Genomic DNA, 22,816 nt, shown 5'->3' with positions numbered 1-22,816 from the left:
GGGAAGTTCCTTTCATTTGCGGTCGGAAGAATTTTCTGGAGCGTCGGCGTCGTGATCGGCGCGCCAGACATAGCGGCCGTCGCCGTCTTCATCGGTGAGGATCGGAACGGCGCGTCCGATCACGGCGTCGGCCGGGAGTGCGCCGAAATAGCGACCGTCGAGACTGTCGGGATGACTGGGATTCAGGAGGAAGAGTTCTGTCTCGGCGACGATATGGCATCCCTGCCATACGGGCAGATCGCGTCCGAAGCGGTCGCTTGGTTGCGCCTGCGCCAGGGTGATGTCGTCGACAGTGACAGCGGCGCCATCGCGGCAGACACGCTGTCCGGGAAGCGCCGCGATGTGCTTGAGGAGCGGCACGCTTTCGGGCAAGTAGCCGCGTTCGTCGAGATAGATCGCAAGTGATTTCGGAGGATCGACAACGACCAGATCGCCGACGACAAGATCGTTGTCCGATGCGACGGCGTAGAGTCCGATCGGCGCACTCGCGGATGCGTTCCAGATCAGCTTGGGGCTCACATGAACGAAGGCCAGTCCGCCGATCGCGAGCACCGAGAAATAGGTCGTCATGACGTAGCCGAAGCGGGTCATGACGCGCTCCCCGCCGACGCGGCGTGCAATGACAGTGGATCGGGCGGACAGGCTTGGCGCAGAAGCCAGGCGCGATGCTGAGCGGGTGTGTAGCCGCGCGGCTCCAAGCCTGCAGACAGCCTGTTGTGAACGTGGCGCCAATAGTCCGGCGCGGCGTCAGCCGGGTCGATGCCGAGCGCTTCGATCACATCGGCGAACTGAAGAACCCGCTCGACCTTGGGCCAGCCGGACTGGCGCAGCAGACTTTCGCCGCCGGGCGTCACCTGCGGCACGGTCGCATAGGGTTCACCAGTTCGCGGCGCGCGCAGGATGTCGATCCGGCTTTCCGCCGTACTGAAATCATTTGCCTGCCAGCGGACGAAGGCGAAGACGGCGCCGGGGTCGAAAGCGACGGTGCTGCGACTGCGGCTCTGGATCGTTGTCCGCACGATCCGGCCGAAGCGAATCCAGTGCTCGATCTGCTTCTCGATCCAGACGAGCTCGACGGTGGCGCCGCCGCTCATGAGCGGGCTTTCCGTGCATAGGCGGGTGAGAGCGCTGCATGCCGCTTGGCGGGCAGAACTTCGTCGCCGGTGTCATCCGAGGTCGAGTTCTTCTCTCCCCGGCTAACCCAGGCTTGCAGATCCTCGATCGCGTAGACGACACGCCCGCCGATTTTCGAGTAGCGCGGTCCCGTGCCGTAGGTGCGATGTTTTTCGAGCGTTCTCCCCGAAAGGCCGAGAAAACGGGCCGCTTCGGGCGTTCTTAAGTAGCGTGGGGGAAGTCCGGCATTGGGATCGGGCATGGGTCGCGTCTCCGGTTAGGCCATCCCGCTGCGGGAAGCGCGGGACTGTCGGAGACGAGAAAAGCGTAAGATGCGCGCCGGGAGGGATGACGATCAGCGGATGGCGAAAACGTCACCCCCGAATGATCCGGGATGTCGGTGCTTAGACGGGCTCGATCAGAACGGGATTTCGTCGTCCGAATCCTCGGCCGGTGTCTGTCGCGAAGCTTCTATGCGTTCGATAAACGCCAGCGATGCGAGGACGCTGTCGATGATGAATTGCGCTTCCGAGACGTCGAGGAGCTCATTGTCATGGGCGAAAGAGCGCTTGTTGCGCGCCTGGTTTAGACCGTCGAACAGTTTGTGCTGGACGCGCAGCGTTGGCAGCGCGAACTCACTGACGGCGCCTTCATCACGCAACGCCTTGCCGTATGCGCCGAATATGGCGTCGAGCGGGGTCTTTGCATCGACGGCCTGATTGCGTGAGGCGAGCAGATCGCGGAAGCGTTTGACGCAATAGGTATGCACACGGTCCAACGCGACATCCGGTTTCTCCGCGACGAGATCGGCGGCGATGGACGCACGCAGTTTGGGAAGCGTGGTGTCGCGCGAGAAATCTTTGAACGCGTCGTCGAGGTTCAGCGCAGACGCGTTTTCCAACTCGTTCGTGAACTGTTCAAGCCATGCTTTCAGGCGTTCTTCCGTGGCAGGATCGGGCTCCAGATATCCGTCAAGACCGCAGCGATACGTCCACAAGACGCGGAGAATTTGGGCGACGAGACGCGGTTCGGCGACCTCGACGAAGCCTCGGAGTGTCTTGCCTTTGCTGGCGCCTTCGACTTGGAAGCGCTGTTGGAAAATCTGGATATCGAAATTCTCCTCAAACCACTCGGCCATGGTTCGGTCGGAGAAATCGAGGACATAACCACCGCCACTGTGAAAAATCTGGTCGAACACGGCTCTTTGCTGCGAAGGCAATCGACGCGTGCGTCCCATAATCTTGGGAAGGTTGGGGGTAAGTGGCTGCGATGGCTGCGTCATTCGACGAACATAACGGAAACTGCTCAAATGGCACAGTGGCGTGGGTCCGGGTGGCGAATTCAACGGTTCCTGCCCCGAAGAAGCTGCTTGTATCCGTGATCGATCATCATGCGACCGTAGGCGGCAAGTCTTGCAATTTGCGCTTTGAGTGAACTTGTTTTCCACGGTTCGGCGGCGACGCGCTTGGCGCCGTAGAAGGCCGTAGCGACGGCGCGATAGGTTGCCCCGCTTTGTCGACCATCTATGGTGCGCAGAGCGCGTTTCAAGCGTTCTCGCCGTTGTGGCGTGAGCGGTGGATCAGCGTGTCGGCTGATTAGTTGATGATAAAGTCTGTCAGCGGCGCCAAGCCGCACGGGCCAGTCGCCATCAAGCGGCAGCAGGATGCCAATTGGCTGATCTCTGATCGTATCGCCGACAAGAATGTCGCCAATATGCAGCCGAACCCATGACAATCCATCGGCGCCGGTTCTGCTGTCCGTGACGGCCTCGGGGAGAATGGCGCTGCCCAATCCGAGGTTGGGAAGAGAGGCGATCAGGTGGACCGCAGCAGGGGCTGCGGAAGGCAGCCAGAAGACAGGAGCGCTGAGTGCGTTGAGTTTGGGATCCGCTGGGAAATCGCAACCCCCAGTCGGCAGGGGCGCCGCTTCCCTCCCTCATCAGATCGTATTCTTTGCGATAGTCGGCGTTTCGCCGAAGGCATTCCCAGGCGAGTCCCGAGATTCCGAGATCATCAAAATGATCGTACTCGTCGTCATCGCGCCAATCGCTGGACATCGCGACTTCCTCCCAACAACGCGCCGAAAATTTGAACGGCGTCAGTTGCTTGGGATGTTTCAATGCAAATCTGTGGTTGCATAGTATGGTTGCAGGCATCGCGTGATGCACTTCGTGCATCGGCGCGCGGTCTAAGCGGTTGGAAGCCCGCTCCTTAAAAGGTCGCGGTAGCCCTGTTCAGTCATCCATCGTGCGCGGGACAGATGGCTGTCGTGAACCTGACGGGCGCGTTCCGGTTCCTGTGTAGCGTCGATACCCAGGAGAGTCGAGGCGACTTCTTCGAGCGTTGCGCCAGCGTCATTGGCGTCCAGAAGACGCATGTAGAGCTTCAAATGGTCACGGTCATAGACGGTCACGGCCGCGTCGTTCGGCGGTGTGTCGGCGATCATGAGCTGGCTGGCGGGCATCGGAGTCCTTACGGGTCTGGCGCTCTTATTAATGAACCGGAAACCATGTTTGACGCAAGCGTCGGTCGGTTGAAATTTCCAGATCCAGCTGCGACAGGGCTGGCGGGTCTGCCCCAGTTCCGCGTATTATAGTACGTCGCATTAAAATACGCGATCCGCATTTTACTGGCGGATGGATATTCGGGAAGTATTTGGTGCGAACCTACAGTTTTTTCGGGAAAAAGCCGGCCTTAGCCAAGCTGCTTTAGCCGACAGGATGGGCGTCGATCGCGCACATATAAGCGCGATGGAGCGCGGCCAGCAGAACGTGACCATCATCACGCTCTGGCATGTGGCCGAAGCGCTCGACGTGAAACCCGCTGCGCTTCTGGATGATGATCGGGAAAAGGACTGAAGTATCGTTCTTGCTATCCCAACGGTCGATGAGGGGAACGATACAATGAGCACATATCCTCCGTCCGGGCTGGTTCCCGGCAGTATGCTGCCGGGTTACGAGGACCGAGAGATAGCCGCCAGCCTTTCTAAGCGCCCGCAGCCTCGAGACGACGTGTTCTGCTACCCCCTCGTTGAGACGTGGCGCGAACGCATCTGGCGTATGCTTGGCGATTTAATCACCGATGAGGTGAGGGCTGAATTTGTCCGTCATCCGCCCGAGTACGTCGTCTCAGATGATCTTTCCTGGCTGGACGACCTGATCAACGGTGTCACGGGCGAGATCACCGACATCAAGACGCTTACTGCCGACCGGTTGCGGAAGGAGTACCGAGCTTTTCGGGCAGGCCACGCCACCAGAACAAATGACCTGGCTCAGTTCTATCAGAATGGATTGAAGGTCTTGAACGCCGCCGAAGTTGAAGATCGCGCCAGATCAGTCTTTCTGAACGGCCAGTTCAAGCATGCGACAGAAGAGCGTCTTCAGAACGCCATTGATGAAATCAAAGCGCGCGATCCTGCCGGTGGTCGCGAGGGGCGATTGTATTACTGTGCCCGAGAGGAAGAGCTATTCAGTAGGGCCGGCGGCGCCGGGCACTATCTAACCTATGGCAGCGAGTATCTGTATTGCCTAGGCACCCGCGTAGCGAGTTCCTGGGAAACGAAGAAGGCGCTGACAGGGATCGGCAGTCCGACAATGTTCGTATGCGATATACCAATGGTCATGATCCGATCAGGCGCACTCGAAGAGTTCGCGGGCTCTATCCTTGAGTACCTCTTTTGCGAGCTGGTGGATGAGCTGGAAGCACACGCATTAAGTCCCGGCGCTGGTTCGGCGTTGAGTTTGACAGAGAATCTTCCGGCCGAATGCATTGTCGGACATTATCATCCGGCAACGATTTACGATCCGTTTCGGTTTGCTTAACGCGGCTTGCGTGAAGAAGCTGGGCAGCCCCGCCCGGTCTTGCCGGGCGGGGCTGTCGGAGGCGTCAGTCGCCGTTCTGGCGACGCGACCGAGACCAGATGAGGCTGTAGCTGTCTTCGCCTTCGATGACAGTGTCGTCAAAGAGGTTGGCATAGATCGGAGCGGTGAAGCTCGGATCGTCGAGCTTGAGGCTCAGATAGTCGCGGCCCTCGCTCGAGCGCTTGGACCAGGCGGCGCCGATCTCGGCGCGGCCGACGAAGACGCGGTGGCTGGGTGCGTTGTCATTCGCGCGATCCTCTTCCGGGATGATCCGAACATTCTTCGCCTGAACGCTGAGGGTGACGATTTCGCCGACGTACTCGTTGGCGGACTTCTTGAAGGTTCCGATGGTGGCCATGTCAGTTCTCCTTTTGGCTTCCGAGCCCGCGCCCTTCGCGGCCTCGATGGCGATCGACGAGGCCGGGACGACCGCCGACGCAGTCCGAAGGACCCGCAGCGCATGCGAAGGACGGCGGAGACGGAGTTTCTTGGTCCGCGAGGAATGGGCGCAGCCCAGGGGAAGAAAGTTCGGCTCCGCCGTTGCGGCCAAGGCGGTCGAGGCGTCAGCCGGTCCCCGGCCAGATCAGTCCATGAGAGGCCGTGTTGGGCGTGGGTGATGAGGCTCAGGAGAAGTTTTTCAGTGGCCAGCGATGACCGAGACTTACCGGCAACTTGCGTCAGGCGATGTGTCATCGACACTGTTTCGGACGGAAAGATGATATCAGATCGGAGAGGATGGAACGACAACGCTCCGTCATTGTTGCTCTCGCTGGGAGCCTAATTGGGCCTTCCCTGTCAAAGCGCGAGAGTCGGTACGAAATGCGTCACGCGCGACTCCGGTATGCGCTCGGATGCGCCTTGATCGCAGAGCGACACGTTAGATTGGCCTGAGCGACTCAGCCTTCTCGGGCCGCGTATCCAGCATGATGCGAGTCGACGCCGCCGGACTGCGTCTCCGATCCTGCAAAGGATGCGATGCGCACCCAGGCCGTCGCGCCGACGATGATCGCACCGATGCTCGCGAAGATGAGGGTCCACGCCGCGCCTGTGCCGCCGGTCTCAGAGAGCCCTTTGACCGCGTGAAAGCCGGCCAGCCCCGCCGGCAAGGCATAGAGCGCGCCGATCGCCAGGCGGATGGTCGGTGACCGGATCGTGGCGAACGCGACTTGCCCGAGAATAAGAGCGACAGCGCCGGCGAACAGGGCGACGGCGATGGCGCCGATCGGCGCCGCGCCGTTTTCAAACGCATAGTGGCCGACCGTGACGGCGACAAAGAACGGAAGCGCATAGACGGCCAGGTTGAATAACAACCAGCAGAGGAAGCCGAGGCCGACAAAGCTCAGCAAAGCGGACAGAAACATGGGCGGTCTCCTTCATGGATGGAGCGCCTCCACCAACCGCCACGGCGCTCCTCGAAGTATAGCGCAATGGAGCGCGCGCCGGAACCTTCCGGCGCGCGCATCAGGTGATGCGTTCTATACATCACGCTGCCTGCGCAGTGTTTTTCTTCGGCCTGAAATCAAAGAGCGGGACGCCGAGCTTCTTGGCCTTGTCGGCCAGATTGTCGGTGATCCCGGAGCCCGGAAAGAGAATGAGTCCGATGGGCATCGCCTCAAGAAGGGCGTCGTTGCGCTTGAACGGCGCGGCCTTGCCGTGGCGCTTCCAGTCCGGCTTGAAGATGATTTGCTGGCATTTGCGGTTATCGGCCCAGCACGCGGCGATCTTCTCGGCGCCTTTGGGCGAGCCACCATGCAGGAGCACCATGTCGGCATGCTTGGCCTTCACACGGTCCAGCGCATCCCAGATCGCCCGATGGTCGGTGACGTCGAGCCCGCCGGAGAACGCGACCCGTGGTCCGGTTGGCAGCAGGGGTTCGATCTCCGCGCGTCGCTTTGCCGAGAGATAGTCGCGGCTGTCGATCATGGCCGCTGTCAGCGTGCGGTGACTGATCCGTGATCCCGAGTGCGGTCGCCAGGTCTGACCGATATGGGTCTCGAAGTGATCGGCGGCGATATCGCGCATGAGCTCGTAAGCGTTGCGCCGCTCGATCAGCGTGACGCCCTGCGCCGTCAGGGCTTCAAGTTCGACCGAGCGTACTTCCGAGCCGTCCTGTTCGCGCTGCGAGCGTTTCTGGGCCTGCTCGTTGTCGTCGAGGTCGCGGTCGACACGGGCGGCTGTGCGATGGAACAGGTTCGTCAATGACCAGAGCAGGTCTTCGAGATCCGGTTCGAGACGCGTGTCTTCCAGCGTGGCGGCGAGCGCTTCGAAGATGTCGGCTATCGCACCCTGGAGGGCGTCGGCTTTGGGCAAGGGTCTCGGGTCGGGCTCGTCGGCGAAAGGCCGATAGCCATAGAGCTGCAATTCCTCGAGTACGGCCGCAGTTGCGGAGCTGGCCATTGGTTCGGTGGTCTCGGCGGTCATGGGATCGTCTCCTGTTCGGCGTGGGCCGCGCCTCTCGCGGCCTTCCCGAGCGACGGGAAAGCGGGGGCTGGCCGGGACTGCACCGCCGTTAACGGCGGCCGGAGCCAGAGGCGGAGGACGGTGGAGGCGGCGCTCTTTTGTTTCGCGATGCAAAGCCGGGCCTTTACGCCCGGCGGTGGAAAAGAGTGTCGCCGCAGCCGTTGCCGGCTCGGCCAGTCTCCGCTCCGTCTCGCTCCTCTCGGAAGGCCGAAGGCGAGGCTCTCGAATTAGGAGGTGATCTGACGATGGCGACCAGACTAGTGACGGGCCTGCTCAGCCGCTCAGTGTTCGTCGGGAAGCAACCGCGATAGATCGGGCTCGGCCAGTTGCTGACCCAGATGCGTCCTTAGGTCGTCCCGTCCGAGATTGCGGAGGTCTTCGTTGAAGTCGCCGCCAAGAGAAATAAGCCGGATCGTCTCGATACCGACGGCTCCTGCGCGTTCGGTCAGATTGGCGGTGGCCATGTCGCCTGCTTCGTCGGCGTCGGCGGCGATGTAGAGACGCTGAAGCCCGGTCGGCAGGATCAGCGCGGCGAGATGATTGGCCGACAACGCGGATATGACGGGCATGTTGGGCAACGCCATGCGCACGGAGAGCGTGCTTTCCAGCCCTTCGCCAGCAGCGAGGATGTCGCTCGCAGTTCCGATCCGCACGCCATGGCCGAGCAGGTTCCCCATGGCCTTGCGTGATGGATCGAGGGGCGCCTTGCGAGCCGTCGCCGGATCGAGCCATGTGCGGTGAACGCCGGTGAGATTGCCGTTCACATCCGTGACCTTGGCGAGCAATGCAGGCCAGGTCTCCGGTGGAGTGTCTTTTGGCTGACCTTCGCGCCAATAGTAGCAGTGCGGATGAAACCGAAGTGCTGGCGCGTCGCCAAGCCCGGAAAGACCGCGCCGATGAAGATAGCGCTCGGCGAGCGTTTCACCAACCGGACTTCCCATGGCGAAGAAGCGCCGTGCAGCCTCCGGCGATCCTGTAGGGGCGACCGCTCGTTCGCGAGTTGGCGGTGCAGGTCGTGGGAGGCTCAGGAAGATCCTCGCCTCATCAAGCGTCTCGCCGAAGGTGCGAAGTTGCCGGGCGCCGGCGATAAGATCTAGCAGGTCGCCATGTTCGCCCGTGGCGGCGTCGGTCCATTTCCCGGCGGCGCCCGGACCATGGGCTGGTCCTGTCAGGCGAACATAAAGACTGCGTCCGGGCGTGTTCTCGATGTCACCGACGATCCAGTAGCGGCCCTGCTTGCGGCCGTTGGAGAGGTAATGGCGACAAACGGCTTCCGCCTCGCGGCCGAGCCGCTGCGCGATGTCGGATGCAACGCTGCTCATCTAAGCCTCCATAGTTCGTGCAAAAAAGAAGGAGCCCGCCACAGTGGGCGGGCTCCAGGGGCGGCAGCGGGAGCCGTTGGGGGGGCTTGGCTCCCGGTCACTCGGCCGCAGTGGCGAAGGCGTTGCCGGTGACAGGTTCATCATCGGTGATGACGGCGGAATCGCCCATGGCCGGTTCGCCGCCGTTATCCGCCGATTGCGCTTCGCTTTCAGGGAGAGCCGGCATGCGCAGGACTTCGGGCAACCAACCGGTTCCTTCGAGAAGCTCTTCGGCCGCCGCGACCATGTCCGGTTTCTTGAGGCCGGCGATGCGGTCGGATGCATTCTCGCCCTTCGCTTCGCGCACGGCCTCCAGAATGCGGGCCTTGGTGACGCGAGCGAGATAGCTCTCGCCCGTCGGCGCCCAGCCCGCCGCCGCCATGTCGAGCCCGAGCGTCGTCGCCAGCACATCGGCATGGGCGAGCGCCCGCGGACAGCGGTTGTATGGTTCCTGGACGGCGTTGACGGTCATGGCGACGCAATGCGCGAACAGCGCCTCGCGGCTATCGTTGTCGAACCCGACCAGTGCGTCCCACAGATCTTCAGGCGCCTTGGGAAGTGCCGCGAGCCAGTTTTCGGTGCGGGCGTCGACACTGAGCGCATAAGCCGTGTCGCCGAGACCCGGCGCCTGGGCGCCGAAACCGGCGCTGTGCGGGGTGATCTCGACGCAGCTATCCAGCGGATAGTGATAGAAGAGCCGCAGCGTCATCGCGTGCAGGGCGGCGAGGAACGCCGTCTGCGGATCGTTGGCGAGCGCGTCGCGAAGGGCGAGCGTGCGATGCGCCGTCAACTCTATGATGAGACGGTCGGAGAGCGGCTTCAGGCCATCGTCTTCCTCTTCCGTCTCTTCGCTGGCGTCGGGGGTCGGAACGTCGTCGACGTTCTCCTCGGCAGACGCGTCGATCCCGTCGACCGCATCCTGCCCGTCGGATTCGACGGAAGGTTCGTCCTCCGGACGGACATAGCCGCGTTCGACACGCAGACGGCCGTCATGGCCGATGCTGACGAAGACGCCGGCCATGGCGATTTCATCCGGCTCGAAGCGGATGGGCCGCTCCTGCAAGGCTTCCATCGCCGTTTCGATCTCGCCAAGCCGGCTGTCGATCTCTTCCGGGAAGTCCTCGGCGTCGGCGTACTCGTCCTCAAGCTGATCGTATTCAGCCTTCAGCGCGTGGAAGCTCGCGATCTCGTCCTCGCTCATCGGTTCGGTCTCGCCGATGATCCGGCGCAGACCGTAGGTATGGCCGTAGGGAAAGTCCGTGCCGATCTCGATCCATTTCCAGCCCTCGGCGCGGATTGCTTCCGCATCGGTTTCGAGCTTTTCGTCGACGAGTTTCGCAAGCAGGCCTGCGTCCTGCAGCCATCCGCCATCGTCGGACTGGAAGAGATCGCGAAGGATGGCGCCGCCGGCCGCCTCATAGGCGTTGAGCCCGACGAACTGCGCCCGCCGGTCGGAGGCGCGGACAGCGCCTACAGTCAGCATACGGCGGATCTCATAGGGCTGTTTCGCATAAGTCCGTTTGATCGACTCCCAGACCTGCTCTTGGCTCTCATGGTCGGGATTGACCGTGAAGGCCATGAGTTGGTCGAGGGTCAGTTCCTCCTCGGCATAGGCGTCGAGAAGCGACGGCGCGATGGCGGCGAGCTTGAGCCGCTGCTTGACGACATTCGCCGAGACGAAGAAGGCCGCCGCGATTTCTTCCTCGCTCTTGCCTTTCTCGCGCATCGCCTGGAAGGCGCGGAATTGGTCGAGCGGATGAAGCGGCGCACGCTGAACATTCTCGGCGAGACTGTCTTCTTCGGCGAGGCCGTCCGTGCGCACGATGCAGGGCACGGGCGCTGTGCGGTTCAGCCGCTTCTGCTTGACTAGAAGTTCGAGCGCCCGGTAGCGGCGTCCGCCGGCCGGGATCTCGAACATGCCGGTTTCAGCGCCGTCCTCGTCCAGCACCGGCCGGACGGTGATCGAGGACAGAAGCGTGCGCCGGGCGATGTCCTCGGCGAGCTCCTCGATCGAGACGCCGGCCTTAACGCGCCGGACATTGGACTGGCTCAGCATCAGCTTGTTGAAGGGAATGTCGCGCGAGGCGCTGAGGGTGATTTTCTGAGACTTGGTCATATCAGTTCTCCGCGACGGGCTGGCCGAAAGCCTCTCTCTCGACCTCCAAACCCGTCACGAAAAACCCGGCCCGCCTCTTCCTCTAAAGAATTGGACCGGCTCGGACGTCCTTCAGAATGAGCGAGCCTCCACGGGACACCGGTTTGGATCAGGTTCATTGAGGACAATTTCTTGGGTGATTTGATCGCACTAAGAGCTTGACAGAACTAGGCCCAAACAATAACCATATAGTTATGGAACGAATTGGTTATAATTCAGGATCCGGTGCCCTAGACGCTGTATTTGGCGCGCTTGCCGACCCGACGCGGCGAAGGATTCTTTCCCGGCTGGCTAGCGGCGAAGCATCGGTCGCTGAGCTTTCCGCACCTTTCGATATGAGCCAACCAGCGATTTCAAAGCATTTGAAGGTGCTGGAGCGCGCCGGCCTTGTTGAACGCGCAATCGACCGGACACGGCGTCCCGCCCGCCTCAAAGCGGAACCCATGGCCGACGCAGTGCAGTGGCTTGAGGAGTTTAGAAGATTTTGGGCTGGCAGCTTCGATCAGTTGGACGGCCTTCTGGAAGAATTGAAACAATCGGGTGTAAGAGGAAATGATGATGGCTGATCTACCGGTCTATGTACTTGAGAGAGATTTTGACGCCCCCCGCGACCTGGTTTGGCGGACATGGACTGAAGCAGAGCTACTCGTGCGATGGTACGGTCCCAATGTTGAAACAGTCATTCATAAACTTGACGTTCGGCCAGGCGGGCAATGGCTAAATGAAATGAAAATGGGTGACCGTTCGAATTATCAGCGCATGGATTATATTGAAGTCGACGCGCCCGAGCGCCTTGTCGGCTTGATGGCCAACACCGACGCCGGTTGGAACATTGCGGCCGACCCGATGATGCCGGACTGGCCGCGCGTATTGCTCACCGATGTGAGCTTTGCCGAAACGGCTGGAAAAACGAAAATGCGCCTTGTCTGGTCGCCGCATGAAGCAAGTGAAAAAGAAATAGTTTGCTTTGCGGCGGCCATGGATGGGCTTGGTAAAGGGTGGGGCATGGGAATGGAAATGCTCGAACAGTTGCTTGCAGAAATGCAGAATTAATGTCCGTGGTGGCACAATAAGCCGTAATTTCTCCCCCTGGATGGCCGCTCAGCGAGCTTTTTGAGAGTTTTTCTGGACGGGCAATGTACAATAAGCGCGGGAGAGCATCCAATGACGGTTCGACGCATCGTAGCGAACATTGACGCGGCGTCGATCGCCCCTGTTCAAAAGTTTTATTCTGACCTGTTCGGGTTGGAAATTGTCATGGACCATGGCTGGATCGTGACATTGGCCTCGGAGCAGACGGCTGGTGTTCAGATCAGCATAGCCACGGAAGGCGGCTCCGGCACGCCAGTGCCCGACTTGTCGATAGAGGTGGATGACATCGACGCCGTATATGCGAGGGCCAAAACGCTCGGTCACGACATCGCCTATGATCTCGCCAATGAGCCCTGGGGCGTCCGTCGCTTCTTTGTCCGTGATCCTGCAGGCAAGCTGTTGAATATCCTTTCCCACCCCGAATAGACGCGCACGCCTCGGCCCAGAGCCATCGGGTGACAGTCGGCGCTCCGAGCCGCCACCCGACATCGTCCCCTATACAGCCTTCTCCAACAGGCGCTTTGCTTTTCCCTCCATCACCAAACGGGCGTCCTGCTGAGGTTTTAACCGGGCCACGGCGGTGATGCCTTGCACGAAGTCGAACACGGACTCGGGCGGGCGGCCTTCCTCGGCGAGGACTGTCTCGACGATCCTGGCCGTCTCCGCCTTGGAGAAACCCCGCTTACGGAGGAAGTCGGTGCGATCGTCATCGTTGCACGCGACGATCCGCTCGCGCGCTGCTCGAATGCCTTCGACGAAGGGTCGCGGCGAGGAGTCGGCGAAGCGGGTCAGAGCCGGCGCCGCCTCGTGCGCGAAGCGGTTGGCGGCGTATTTGGAATGCCGGATGCTGATTTCCTGGAAGTCCTCAACGCCCCAGAGATTGCGGTTCTGGCAGACGGCGCGCAGATAGAAGCTGGCGATACCGAGTGTCTTGGCACCGACCTCCGAGTTCCAGCAATAGAAGCCCCGGAAATAGAGATCGGGCGATCCGTCCGGCAGCTTGCCCGCCTCGATCGGGTTCATGTCGTCGACCAGGAAGAGGAAGACGTCTCGGTCGGAGGCGTAGAGCGTGGTCGTGTCCTTGCTGATGTCGATCATCGGGTTGTAGACGCCGCTCGACCAGTCGAGCGTGCCGGGCACTTTCCAGCGCGTATCGCCGGTGCCGTTGCCTGCGATCTTTTGCACGGCGGCAACGAGCTCGTGGTCATAGATGCGGCCATAATCCGGGCCGGTGACGGCGCGCAGCTCGGTTCGCCCATCCTCGGTTTCCAGCGTCTTGATCTGCTCGGCGCGGTGCGAGGTGAGCCCGTATTGCAGATTGATGCCCGCGAGCGGCGCCGGAAGCTGGCGCAGATAGGCCGCTGGCGCGCTCACCAGGCTGGCGAGTTGGCCGAAGCTCCAATGGGTCGGCGCGATCGGCGCTGCGGCGTCGGGCAGGATGAGCGCCAGGTTTTCCGGATCGTCGCGATGCGCCTCGACGCGGATCGCCGCGCTCTCGACCGTCCGCGTGCGGCTACGCTCGGCGCGGCCCTTCACCGAGGCGTAAAGCTCCGACAGGGACAGATAGCGCTCGTCATCCGGCCGGGAAAACCATTCCGAGGAGACGCGGCCGATTCGCTCTCCGCGCGAGATATCGACTTTGTAACCGCCGCTCGGGTCGCGCCGGCCGTCCAGGGTTTCAAGGTTGGTCATGGGTCAATCTCCGTGGGCGGGCCGGCCGGGAGACTCTCTCTCGACCTCCAAACCCGTCACGGCGAAAGCCGCCGAACTCTTACTCTCTGGGGGCGCCCACGGCGTCTCCCCGCAGAAGGAGTCGGCCGAGACCTGGGCTCGGCCGCAGGGGAAGGCTTCCCCCCCCCAAAAAAATCCCCTCCAGATCGCGATCCGTTCGGTTCCAATTGGTGGCCCATTGACTTCCAATCAGCCGACGGCTCGGCCCGGAGGGGGACGCGAATCTCCTCATGGAACTTGGACCGCATAAGCCAGCAGTCCATCGAAAAGAGTGCTTTGTCTTTTCCTTCACCGCTGTGTGTGATACAAATCCTCACACTATGGAAGGTATAGTGCGAGAATATATATCGATGCCCAAGACTCTGTCCCAGCGCGAGATAGCCCACGAACTCCTCGCGGCGCGTGGAATTCTGCGCCTTGCGGAGCTTCGGGACGCTGGTGTAACCGCCGCAACCGTCAGCCGCATGGAGAAGGATGGCGAGGTCATCCGCCTGGCGCGCGGGCTCTACCAGCTTCCCGATGCAGAACTCGACGCAAACCATAGCCTCGCCGAAGCGGCCAAGCGTTTCCCCAAAGGGGTGATCTGCCTCGTCTCGGCGCTCGCCTTTCATGGAATCACGGATCGGCTTCCCAAGAAGGTGTGGATGGCGATCGGCCGGAACTACTGGACGCCGAAGCCGAGCGATATGCCTATCCGCACGCTCCGTTTCTCAGACGATCTGCTTACAGACAGCGTCGAGACCCATGTAATCGAAGGCGTATCGGTGAAGGTGTTCGGCGTAGCGAAAACCGTTGCCGACTGTTTCCGGCATCGCGGCAAGATCGGTCTGTCCGTCGCGCTCGAAGGCCTACAGGAAGCCCTGCGTCAACGTAAAGCCACGGCTGCCGAGATCGCCAGGGCGGCGGATACAGGCGGGGTTGGCACGGTGATCCGCCCTTATCTGGAGGCGCTGACCGCCAATGGCTAAGGAGATCAAGAATATCGGCGCCTCGGTGCGCGCCCGGCTTCTCAAGCTCTCCAAGGCGAACGGGCAGAGTTTCGATCTCGTGCTCACGCGCTTCGCGCTGGAGCGCCTTCTGTTCCGGCTCAGCCAGTCACCCCATGCCGACCGCTTCGTCCTGAAAGGCGCAATGCTGATGATGAGCTGGTTCGACGATCCGCATCGCGGCACACGCGATCTCGATTTGCTGGGTTTCGGCGACCCGAGCGAAGACGCGATGCTGACGACGTTCCGGGACATCCTGTCTCAGGATGTCGAAGACGGCGTCGTGTTCGATCCGGACACGCTGCGTGTCGATCGCATTCGCGAAGAACTCGACTATGGCGGCCTCCGGCTGCGCGCCATCGCTACGGTCGGCGGTGCACGGATCAATCTGACAATCGACATCGGCTTCGGCGATGCGCTGGAGCCCGGAGCGGAAGTCGTCGACTACCCTGTCATGCTCGACCTGCCCGCGCCGCGGTTGCGCGCCTATGCGCGGGAGACGGTTATCGCCGAGAAGTTCCAGGCGATGGTGGCGTTGGGCCGGGCGAACAGCCGGATGAAGGACTTCTACGACATCTGGATTCTCAGCCGCTCATTCAGTTTCGCTGATGACAGGCTTGCGCAGGCGATCGCCGCGACCTTCGCGCGGCGCGAAACGGCGATCCCGACCGAGTTGCCCGATGCGCTTACGCCGGCATTTGCGGCGGACGAACAGAAGCAGCGGCAATGGCGCGCCTTCGTCGAGGATGTTGCAACTGATCCAGGGCCTCTTGCGCTGGTTCTTGAGGAACTCGCTGGCTTTTTGATGCTACGGGCCAAGCGAGCAAACGAACTGGGCCAATAGTGGTGAAGTGGAAGAATGCACTGAGGAAAACACTCAGGGAGAAAGGGAATAAGGGGGGCTCATGCTGAATCGTGGATCGGAATGGCGGAGGTGGGAGCCACATATCCACGCTCCCGGCACCGTCATGAACAATCAGTTCAGCGGGCCGAATGCATGGGACGACTATCTCACAGCACTTGAACAAGCGACCCCGGTCATCGAGGCGATCGCTGTCACTGACTACTACGTGACCAACACCTATCGGGAAGTCTTAAGGCACCGGGATGCGGGTAGACTCCCGAACACTGCGCTCATCTTTCCCAATGTGGAGGTGAGACTCGATGTTGCGACTTCAAAGGGCGGCTTCGTCAATCTGCACCTATTCGTGAGCCCCGAAGACCCGCAACACATCGATGAGCTGCAACGACTATTGTCGCGCTTGCAGTTCAACGCGATGCAGGATCGGTTCGACTGCACGCGCGCCGATCTAATTAGGCTGGGTAGGAGGGCGGACCCGAACATTGCTGACGATGGAGCCGCACTTGCCTATGGCGCTAGCCAGTTCAAGGTCAATTTCCAGCAGCTTCGGGAAGTTTATGCGGAGAGCGGTTGGGCGAAAAAGAACATCCTGATCGGCGTGGCAGGCGGGGTGAACGACGGAACGTCGGGTGTTCGAGAGGCCGCCGATCAAACCATCCGACGCGAGATCGAAGGTTTTGCCCATGTGATATTCGCCAGCAGCGAGGCGCAGCGGGAATTCTGGCTAGGCCGCAAACCTTCAATGTCTGCCGATGAAATTCGCGAAGTGTACGGTGGTCTCAAGCCGTGCCTGCATGGAAGCGACGCACATGACCTCGAGAGTGTCGCTTCACCATTCGGGGACCGCTTCTCCTGGATCAAGGGCGGGCTCGAATTCGACGCGTTGCGGCAAGCATGTATCGACCCGGGCGACCGGGTGCATGTCGGGAGCGAGCCGCCAGCGTCGGCAACGCCTTCGCAGGTGATTGCCGGGATCGAAGTTCTCGAAGCGCCATGGATGAAGACGTCGACCATACCGCTCAATCCGGGCCTGGTCGCGATCATCGGAGCCCGCGGTTCTGGCAAGACGGCGCTGGCAGACATGATCGCAGCCGGCTGCGACTCGATCCCGGACGATGCCTGGAAAGCCGACGAATGGGCAAACCCCTCCTTCCTCGTTCGCGCTCGCCCACTTGTGGATGATGCAAAGGTGAGGGTGAAGTGGGCGGCTGGAGACCCCGAAACGCGCGCCCTTAATGGCTCCGACGCCAACGGGCCATTCAGCTATGAACGCGTGCGATATCTGTCTCAGCAGTTTGTCGAGGAGCTCTGCTCGTCAAACGGCCTGACCGACGGGCTGCTCCGGGAAATGGAACGTGTGATTTTCGAGGCGCATCCTGATGAAACCCGGGACGGCGCGCTAAATTTTGCGGAGCTGTTGGAACAGCGCGCATCACGGCATCGTCTCGCTCGCGCCAGGGAGGCCGAAGCTGTCGCCCAGATCTCTGATCGCATCAGTACAGAGCTGGAGAAGGAGAAGCTCGTCGCCAGCTACGAGGCGGAGGTAGCGAAGAAAAAGAAGCTGGTTGATGCCTATACGACCGACCGCGCCAAGCTGGTGTCGAAAGGCAGCGAGAAAAGAGCTCAGCGACACACGGAACTGGCCGGTGCGGCTAACCAGGTCCGAGCAAATCTTCGCCGGTACACAGGGCAGCGACAAACATTTCTCGCCATGCAAGATGAAGTGAAAGACATGCGCCGCAACCAGGCGCCTGAAGCGCTTCGCCATGCTCAGTCGCGCCACGAGCACAGTGGCATGACAGACGATCAGTGGGCCGCCTTCCTGCTGGACTATACGGGACCGGTCGATGACAATCTGAGCGGCTATGTGAAATGGGTCGATGGCGAAATCGCCAAACTCAAGGGCACACCACCGCAGCCCCGCGACCCGAACACGCCCTATTTTCCCGACGACACCGATCTCACCACGCTACCCCAAGCGGTGCTGGAAGCCGAGATGGCGCGGTTGGAAAAGCTGGTCAACGCCGACAAGGATGCACAACGTCGCTATGCCGCGCTCTCCAGCAACATCGCAACCGAAACAGCGGCGCTGCAGACGCTGACGGAGAAATTGAACGATGCCAAGGGCGCCAAGGGCCGCGCCCGCCAGCTACAGGCCGATCGTGAGGCAGCCTATGGCAGGGCTTTCGATGCGCTTGTCGCTGAGCAATCCGTTTTGGAAGAACTATACGCGCCCTTGATGGCGCGGCTTGGCGCATCTTCGGGCACATTGAAGAAGCTCTCGTTCTCCGTCGCACGCATAGCAGACGTGGAACAATGGGCAGATGTGGCCGAGGACGGCCTTATTGACCTGAGAAAGACCGGCTCCTTCCGAGGGAAGGGAACGCTTCAGCAAAAAGCAAATGAGGTACTGAAAACTGCTTGGGAAACCGGAGATTCTGCCGAGGTTATTGCAGCAATGGCGGAATTCCGACGGCTATACCAGAACGATCTGCTGGAACATTCACCGGTTGCGAGAACAGACCAAGCCGAGTTTCGTGTATGGTCGAAACGCTTCGCTCAATGGCTGTTCAGTACCGATCATATCGAAATCCGATACGGGATCGAATACGATGGTGTTGATATCCGCAAGCTGTCCCCAGGCACGCGAGGGATTGTCCTTCTGCTTCTCTATCTCGGCTTGGATGACAAGGATGACCGGCCACTTCTCATCGATCAGCCAGAAGAAAATCTAGACCCGAAATCGGTATTTGACGAACTAGTACAGCTATTCACAGAGGCCAAATCACATCGCCAGGTGATCATGGTCACGCACAATGCTAACTTGGTCATAAATACTGACGCGGACCAAATCATCATTGCGGAAGCTGGACCACATCCCCACAATTCGCTCCCGCCGATTACCTATGTTTCCGGGGGATTGGAGAATGCAGAGATTAGAAAAATGGTGTGCGATATTCTTGAAGGCGGCGCAGGGGCCTTTCAGGAGCGGGCCAGACGTCTGCGTGTGAGGCTCGACAGATGATCATCGCGGACAATGAGACCGCAGTCGACCTGCTCTATTACGAGGCGATCGCACGGACCGTAGTACGCCTCGTATGTGAGAAATCAGACGAGCCTCTCAGCGTAGGCATTCACGGTGATTGGGGCGCCGGCAAATCCAGTGTCCTGATGATGGTGGAGGATGCATTCGCCGCAGATGATCGCGTCCTCTGCGTCCGGTTCAACGGTTGGCTTTTCCAAGGATTTGAGGATGCGAAGGCCGTCCTGATAGAGACGATCGTCGATGAGTTGCGTCGCAAGCGACCTGCATCTGCCAAAGTTGCGGAGCAGGCGAAGAAGGTATTGCGTCGAGTCGACTGGATGAAACTTGCGCGCAAGGCTGGTGCCTATGGCATCACCCTTGCGACCGGCATTCCACATCCGGAGACGATCAAAGACCTGGGCACGGCAGCGCGAGCCCTTATCGCGAGCGGAGCCAACGATGTGACGCCTGAAAATATCGCGGCTATTGTGGAGGGTTCGAATGAGTTTCTCCGCGAGGTCGAGGAAGACAGCGCACCGGAGCAGATGCATGCCTTCCGGGAGGAGTTCGCGGAACTGCTGGAGCGAGCAGAAATCGATCGCTTGGTTGTCCTGGTCGACGATTTGGATCGATGCCTTCCCGAGACAGCGATAGAAACACTGGAAGCGATACGCCTCTTTCTTTTTGTTCCGCGCGCGGCGTTTGTCATAGCCGCTGACGAGGGGATGATCGAATATGCTGTGCGCCAACACTTCCCTGACCTCCCGGTGGCGACCGGTCCGGCCACCTACGCACGAAACTACCTTGAGAAGCTCATTCAGGTCCCGTTTCGTCTGCCGTCGCTCGGCTACGCGGAGACCAGAATCTATGTGATTCTTCTCCTTGTGCTGAATGAATGCGGTGAAGAGTCGAAGACTTTCAAAAAACTCGCGGAACTCGCGCGCGAAGTTCTGCGGCGTCCGTGGAAGGGCCCCGGTCTCGACCGGAAAGCTATCGAGACGGCCTTGGGGAACGTGCCGACGGAGGTCGAGCGCTCGATGGAGCTAGCTGGCCGGATCGCTCCGATCCTCGCCGACGGTGCGCGCGGCAACCCTCGTCAAATCAAGCGCTTTATCAACACGATGATGCTCCGCCTCGCAATCGCAGAAGAACGCGGGTTCCGAGACGAACTCAAAATGTCAGTCTTGGCGAAAATCATGCTGGCTGAGCGTTTCGCCCCGGAGCTCTACGACGCCATGGCGCGCGGCTCCGCGAACACAGGGGCATCCGAGGAGCTCGCAGCGCTCGAAGCCGTGGTCGCGGCCGGGCCCACCGGCATGGAGACGAAATCGGCAGACGGGAAAGAGAGTGCTCCGTCCACGGAGGCGTCGCTCCCTGATTGGCCGAACCTCGAATGGGCGAAGCAGTGGGCCGCCATCGATCCGCCGCTCGCCGAGAACGACCTCAGGCCATACGTTTTCGTAACCCGCGACCGGCGAAGTGTGTTCGGCGCGGTGACGTCCTTGGGCGAATTGGACGAGCTAGTCGCGAAGCTCCAAGGCTCGCCTCTACAGGTGAAACAGGCCGCGGCAGAAATCGCTCGACTTCAGTCGCTCGAAGCCGAACAGGTCTTCGACGCGCTCCGCGCCAAGGTGCGGGATACAGAGGACCTGACCCAAGAGCCTGTGGGCGTTAAGGGGCTGGCCGAGATGGCGCGTCAGCACCCCTTCCTGCAGCGGCCGCTGCTCTCTTTCGTGCAGGACCTGCCGGTCTCGAAGCTTGGTCCATGGGTAGTCAGCGGTTGGGCTTCGGCGTTTAGTGAAGCCGACGTCGCGTCGGACTTTGCGACGACGCTTAAAGGCTGGGCCGATCAGGATGACAACAAGCCGCTAAAGGCGGCGGCGACTGCGGCGATGAAACTCTCCAGCAAGCGGAAGCGTAGCTGATGGGAACGTCCGGAACATTCGGCGGCTCCAAAAACGGGCTGGTTCCGAGCTGGGTCGACGAGCCCGCGTCGCCGCCCGCGGCCGCACCCGATAACGGCGAGCCAGACTCCACCAACGGCGACGGGACCGGCGGACCGGATCAAAACGGGGAGGCACCGGCCGGGACGACACCGGCTCAGTCATACCAGCCCATACCTGCCGTTCCGGAGAGTTCGGGTCTCGGTGGCGCTCGCGGGAACATAACGAGGGGTGCGCGAACATCCGATGAGCGAGCCCTGCGGCGAGGCGCGGGCCGATATGTAAGTGCGAGCGGTGGCGGACGTGCTGCGGCGAGCCGTATGCCAAACTCCCGCGCCGTGGCAGGCGGCGTGGCCGGCCTCGCGAGGAACTTCGTCAATCAGGGGCCGGCAGAGGCGCTGAGGCGATTCAATCTAGAGGGCATGGCGGGGGCACCCGCCGAGGACGTGTTCGTTGCTTTGACGGATATGCTGTGTCCTGCAGGCGGCACCATTGACGAAGCGATCGCGAGGGACGCCATGCTTGAGACGGTCGCCGATCTAGCCGCCGCGGGTGTCGGGAACTTCGATGAGCTCTCGGCTGACGATTTGCGGGAGTTCTTCATCGGGGTGGTGAGCCGCTCGATCGAAGGCAAAATTCTCAACGAGGTAGGGACCAACGCCATCGCGGCGCCTTCGGACATCGGCGGGGTCGAACGCGCACAAGCCATGTTGCATGACTTCATCGAAGGTTGTGTGCGCGATGAGTTCGATGCGCGCGGAACCGCACTGAGCGACCTGGAGGCGGCTGCCATCGATAGCTTCGTCGACGACCTCTACGGCGCAGCACTAGATTTGGTCGAGGCCTTGGGAGACGACGGATGAGGAGGTTCAGTCTGATCGGTCGGCTCGGTCCCGACGACAAGAGAAAGGTCAACTTGGTCCAGTCCGACTCCGACGTATTCGAGATCGATTTCCTGGACGGTGACCTGCGCATGGGCTTCGGTATCGGTCACGCGCTAGACCAACTCGCCTCCCTCGGGCTGCTACCTTCGGAGAGGGCCATTGACCTCGTCGTCCTCGCGGCGCTCGTCAATGCCGGGGACACGAGAGTTTCCCGAAAGTTGAACGCACAAGATGGTTGGACCCGCGAGATCGATCTCTACATTCCGGTGTCCACCTCGGCGGCCTGGACGGCGAGCGCGAGATCGATTGAGTCGATGTTGCGCTTTCTCTCGGGGGATCGGTGGCGTGTCTTCTTCCGCGACCGGACGAAGAGGACTAGAACCCTCGCTGTTGCTCCGAAACGCTTGGCGATAGACGAGCTGACAAAGGTCAGCCTCCTGTCCGGTGGTTTGGACAGTCTCATTGGCGCGGTCGATCTCCTGAGCGGCGGTGAACGCCCGCTGTTCGTCAGTCATTACTGGGACAGCGAGACTGCCAAAGCCCAAGCCTACATCCTCAACCAGTTGGAAACCCGGTTCGGCAAAGAGGCCTTCAAAAGTCTCCGTGTGCGGCTGGGTTTCGACAAGCACCATCTCGTCACCGGGGAGACGGAGAACACCCAGCGGGGACGATCCTTCCTCTTCTACTCGTTGGCGACACTGGCAGCGTCAGCGATAGTCGGACAGACCACGGTCGACATACCGGAAAACGGCCTCATCGCTCTCAATGTGCCCCTTGATCCCTTGCGATTTGGGGCGCTGAGCACGCGGACGGCGCATCCGCACTTCATCGCGAGCATGCAGAGGCTAATCGACGCTCTCGCCCTCGATGTCGAACTGAACAACCCGTACAGGCACATGACGAAGGGCGAGATGGTTGCGAACTGCGCCGACAAACCTTTCCTTGAGAAGATCGTGGCGAACTCCATGTCTTGCTCGTCGCCGGCGAAGGCGCGTTACAAGAAGCTCTCCCCTCGGCACTGCGGGTACTGTGTCCCGTGCCTGATCCGTAGAGCCTCGCTCGAAGTCGGTCTCGATGGAGACGATGAGACGCTCTACACGGTTGAGAATCTGAAGGGACATATCCTGGCCTCCGACCAGCCCGAAGGGGAGCACGTCCGATCCTTCCAGCTGATGGCCAAGCGGATCAAGGCGAAACCGGGCCTCGCGAAGATACTGGTCCACAAGCCTGGTCCACTCCATGACGAAACCGACGAGATACCGGACTACGCCGACGTGTTTCGACGTGGTGTCCTTGAAGTCGCCGAGCTCCTGAAGGGTGTTCGGGCACGGCCGGGCGGGTGACC

The 22,816-nt window shown here is 61.0% G+C and carries 23 protein-coding genes and 1 pseudogene; 11 read left to right on the top strand and 13 right to left on the bottom strand.

Annotated features, from left to right (window positions below; genetic code table 11):
- Positions 1-12 precede the first annotated feature (12 nt).
- The 7 genes and pseudogenes from CLV41_RS01890 to CLV41_RS01865 all read right to left on the bottom strand — a co-directional run bounded on the left by CLV41_RS01890 (position 13) and on the right by CLV41_RS01865 (position 3,576).
- Positions 13-591, bottom strand: a complete 579-nt coding sequence (locus CLV41_RS01890) for a S26 family signal peptidase (RefSeq protein ID WP_103220579.1) — start codon at positions 589-591, stop codon at positions 13-15.
- Positions 588-1,094 carry a DUF2840 domain-containing protein gene (locus tag CLV41_RS01885; protein WP_103220578.1) on the bottom strand — a complete coding sequence of 169 codons (507 nt, stop codon included), beginning with the start codon at positions 1,092-1,094 and terminating at the stop codon, positions 588-590. The genes CLV41_RS01890 and CLV41_RS01885 overlap by 4 nt, the downstream gene beginning before the upstream one ends.
- Positions 1,091-1,375 carry a helix-turn-helix transcriptional regulator gene (locus CLV41_RS01880; RefSeq protein WP_103220577.1) on the bottom strand — a complete coding sequence of 95 codons (285 nt, stop codon included), beginning with the start codon at positions 1,373-1,375 and terminating at the stop codon, positions 1,091-1,093. Before CLV41_RS01880 ends, CLV41_RS01885 begins: the two co-directional genes overlap by 4 nt.
- 156 nt (positions 1,376-1,531) lie before the next feature.
- Positions 1,532-2,311: an abortive infection family protein gene (locus tag CLV41_RS01875; RefSeq protein WP_103220576.1), complete on the bottom strand. Its 780-nt coding sequence runs from the start codon at positions 2,309-2,311 to the stop codon at positions 1,532-1,534.
- Between the two features lie 143 nt (positions 2,312-2,454).
- Entirely contained in the window at positions 2,455-2,904 is a 450-nt protein-coding gene (locus CLV41_RS01870) for a DUF2285 domain-containing protein (protein WP_170107089.1), read from the bottom strand.
- A gap of 112 nt (positions 2,905-3,016) precedes the next feature.
- Positions 3,017-3,169 (bottom strand): annotated as a pseudogene (locus tag CLV41_RS28370) (transcriptional regulator domain-containing protein); the annotation flags it as partial.
- Between the two features lie 131 nt (positions 3,170-3,300).
- A complete protein-coding gene (locus CLV41_RS01865; protein WP_103220574.1) occupies positions 3,301-3,576 on the bottom strand; it encodes a DNA -binding domain-containing protein in 276 nt (91 codons plus the stop codon).
- Positions 3,577-3,748: 172 nt separating this feature from the next.
- Here CLV41_RS01865 and CLV41_RS01860 point away from each other — a divergent pair, with 172 nt between their 5' ends.
- Both CLV41_RS01860 and CLV41_RS01855 read left to right on the top strand, forming a co-directional pair.
- Complete coding sequence (locus CLV41_RS01860; protein WP_103220573.1) at positions 3,749-3,970, top strand: helix-turn-helix domain-containing protein; 222 nt, start codon at positions 3,749-3,751, stop codon at positions 3,968-3,970.
- Between the two features lie 45 nt (positions 3,971-4,015).
- Positions 4,016-4,933 (top strand): hypothetical protein, encoded by a 918-nt coding sequence (locus CLV41_RS01855; protein WP_146048476.1) that lies wholly within the window; start codon positions 4,016-4,018, stop codon positions 4,931-4,933.
- Between the two features lie 64 nt (positions 4,934-4,997).
- Here CLV41_RS01855 and CLV41_RS01850 read toward each other — a convergent pair whose 3' ends face one another.
- The 5 genes from CLV41_RS01850 to CLV41_RS01830 form a co-directional block, all read right to left on the bottom strand.
- Positions 4,998-5,330 carry a DUF736 domain-containing protein gene (locus tag CLV41_RS01850; protein WP_103221476.1) on the bottom strand — a complete coding sequence of 111 codons (333 nt, stop codon included), beginning with the start codon at positions 5,328-5,330 and terminating at the stop codon, positions 4,998-5,000.
- A gap of 538 nt (positions 5,331-5,868) precedes the next feature.
- Positions 5,869-6,333 carry a hypothetical protein gene (locus CLV41_RS01845; protein WP_103220571.1) on the bottom strand — a complete coding sequence of 155 codons (465 nt, stop codon included), beginning with the start codon at positions 6,331-6,333 and terminating at the stop codon, positions 5,869-5,871.
- Between the two features lie 121 nt (positions 6,334-6,454).
- A complete protein-coding gene (locus tag CLV41_RS01840; protein WP_103220570.1) occupies positions 6,455-7,393 on the bottom strand; it encodes a DUF2493 domain-containing protein in 939 nt (312 codons plus the stop codon).
- 320 nt (positions 7,394-7,713) lie between these two features.
- Positions 7,714-8,754: a DUF7146 domain-containing protein gene (locus CLV41_RS01835; protein ID WP_170107088.1), complete on the bottom strand. Its 1,041-nt coding sequence runs from the start codon at positions 8,752-8,754 to the stop codon at positions 7,714-7,716.
- Positions 8,755-8,851: 97 nt separating this feature from the next.
- Complete coding sequence (locus tag CLV41_RS01830) at positions 8,852-10,909, bottom strand: ParB/RepB/Spo0J family partition protein (protein WP_103220569.1); 2,058 nt, start codon at positions 10,907-10,909, stop codon at positions 8,852-8,854.
- 233 nt (positions 10,910-11,142) lie between these two features.
- Between CLV41_RS01830 and CLV41_RS01825 the strand changes: the two genes are divergently transcribed.
- From CLV41_RS01825 to CLV41_RS01815, 3 genes are all read left to right on the top strand, one after another.
- Positions 11,143-11,514 (top strand): ArsR/SmtB family transcription factor, encoded by a 372-nt coding sequence (locus CLV41_RS01825; protein WP_103220568.1) that lies wholly within the window; start codon positions 11,143-11,145, stop codon positions 11,512-11,514.
- Positions 11,507-12,001, top strand: a complete 495-nt coding sequence (locus CLV41_RS01820; protein WP_103221475.1) for an SRPBCC family protein — start codon at positions 11,507-11,509, stop codon at positions 11,999-12,001. Before CLV41_RS01825 ends, CLV41_RS01820 begins: the two co-directional genes overlap by 8 nt.
- 111 nt (positions 12,002-12,112) lie before the next feature.
- Positions 12,113-12,466 (top strand): VOC family protein, encoded by a 354-nt coding sequence (locus CLV41_RS01815; protein ID WP_103220567.1) that lies wholly within the window; start codon positions 12,113-12,115, stop codon positions 12,464-12,466.
- 69 nt (positions 12,467-12,535) lie between these two features.
- On the opposite strand, the gene CLV41_RS01810 is transcribed toward CLV41_RS01815, so the two are convergent.
- Positions 12,536-13,732, bottom strand: a complete 1,197-nt coding sequence (locus CLV41_RS01810; RefSeq protein ID WP_103220566.1) for a DUF932 domain-containing protein — start codon at positions 13,730-13,732, stop codon at positions 12,536-12,538.
- Between the two features lie 389 nt (positions 13,733-14,121).
- Between CLV41_RS01810 and CLV41_RS01805 the strand changes: the two genes are divergently transcribed.
- From CLV41_RS01805 to qatC, 6 genes are all read left to right on the top strand, one after another.
- Positions 14,122-14,739 (top strand): type IV toxin-antitoxin system AbiEi family antitoxin domain-containing protein, encoded by a 618-nt coding sequence (locus CLV41_RS01805; protein ID WP_103220565.1) that lies wholly within the window; start codon positions 14,122-14,124, stop codon positions 14,737-14,739.
- The gene (locus tag CLV41_RS01800; protein WP_103220564.1) at positions 14,732-15,601 is read left to right on the top strand and encodes a nucleotidyl transferase AbiEii/AbiGii toxin family protein; all 870 of its coding nucleotides are present in this window, start codon (positions 14,732-14,734) and stop codon (positions 15,599-15,601) included. Before CLV41_RS01805 ends, CLV41_RS01800 begins: the two co-directional genes overlap by 8 nt.
- A gap of 61 nt (positions 15,602-15,662) precedes the next feature.
- Entirely contained in the window at positions 15,663-18,644 is a 2,982-nt protein-coding gene (locus CLV41_RS01795; protein ID WP_103220563.1) for a TrlF family AAA-like ATPase, read from the top strand.
- Positions 18,641-20,569 (top strand): Qat anti-phage system ATPase QatA, encoded by a 1,929-nt coding sequence (qatA, locus tag CLV41_RS01790; RefSeq protein ID WP_103220562.1) that lies wholly within the window; start codon positions 18,641-18,643, stop codon positions 20,567-20,569. The genes CLV41_RS01795 and qatA overlap by 4 nt, the downstream gene beginning before the upstream one ends.
- A complete protein-coding gene (gene qatB / locus CLV41_RS28320) occupies positions 20,569-21,450 on the top strand; it encodes a Qat anti-phage system associated protein QatB (protein WP_103220561.1) in 882 nt (293 codons plus the stop codon). The genes qatA and qatB overlap by 1 nt, the downstream gene beginning before the upstream one ends.
- The gene (gene qatC, locus CLV41_RS01780) at positions 21,447-22,814 is read left to right on the top strand and encodes a Qat anti-phage system QueC-like protein QatC (RefSeq protein ID WP_103220560.1); all 1,368 of its coding nucleotides are present in this window, start codon (positions 21,447-21,449) and stop codon (positions 22,812-22,814) included. Before qatB ends, qatC begins: the two co-directional genes overlap by 4 nt.
- Positions 22,815-22,816 lie beyond the last annotated feature (2 nt).

The sequence above is a fragment of the Roseibium marinum genome, from assembly GCF_002906165.1.
Lineage (GTDB): Bacteria > Pseudomonadota > Alphaproteobacteria > Rhizobiales > Stappiaceae > Roseibium > Roseibium marinum.
This window is presented reverse-complemented; position numbering and strand designations above follow the sequence as displayed.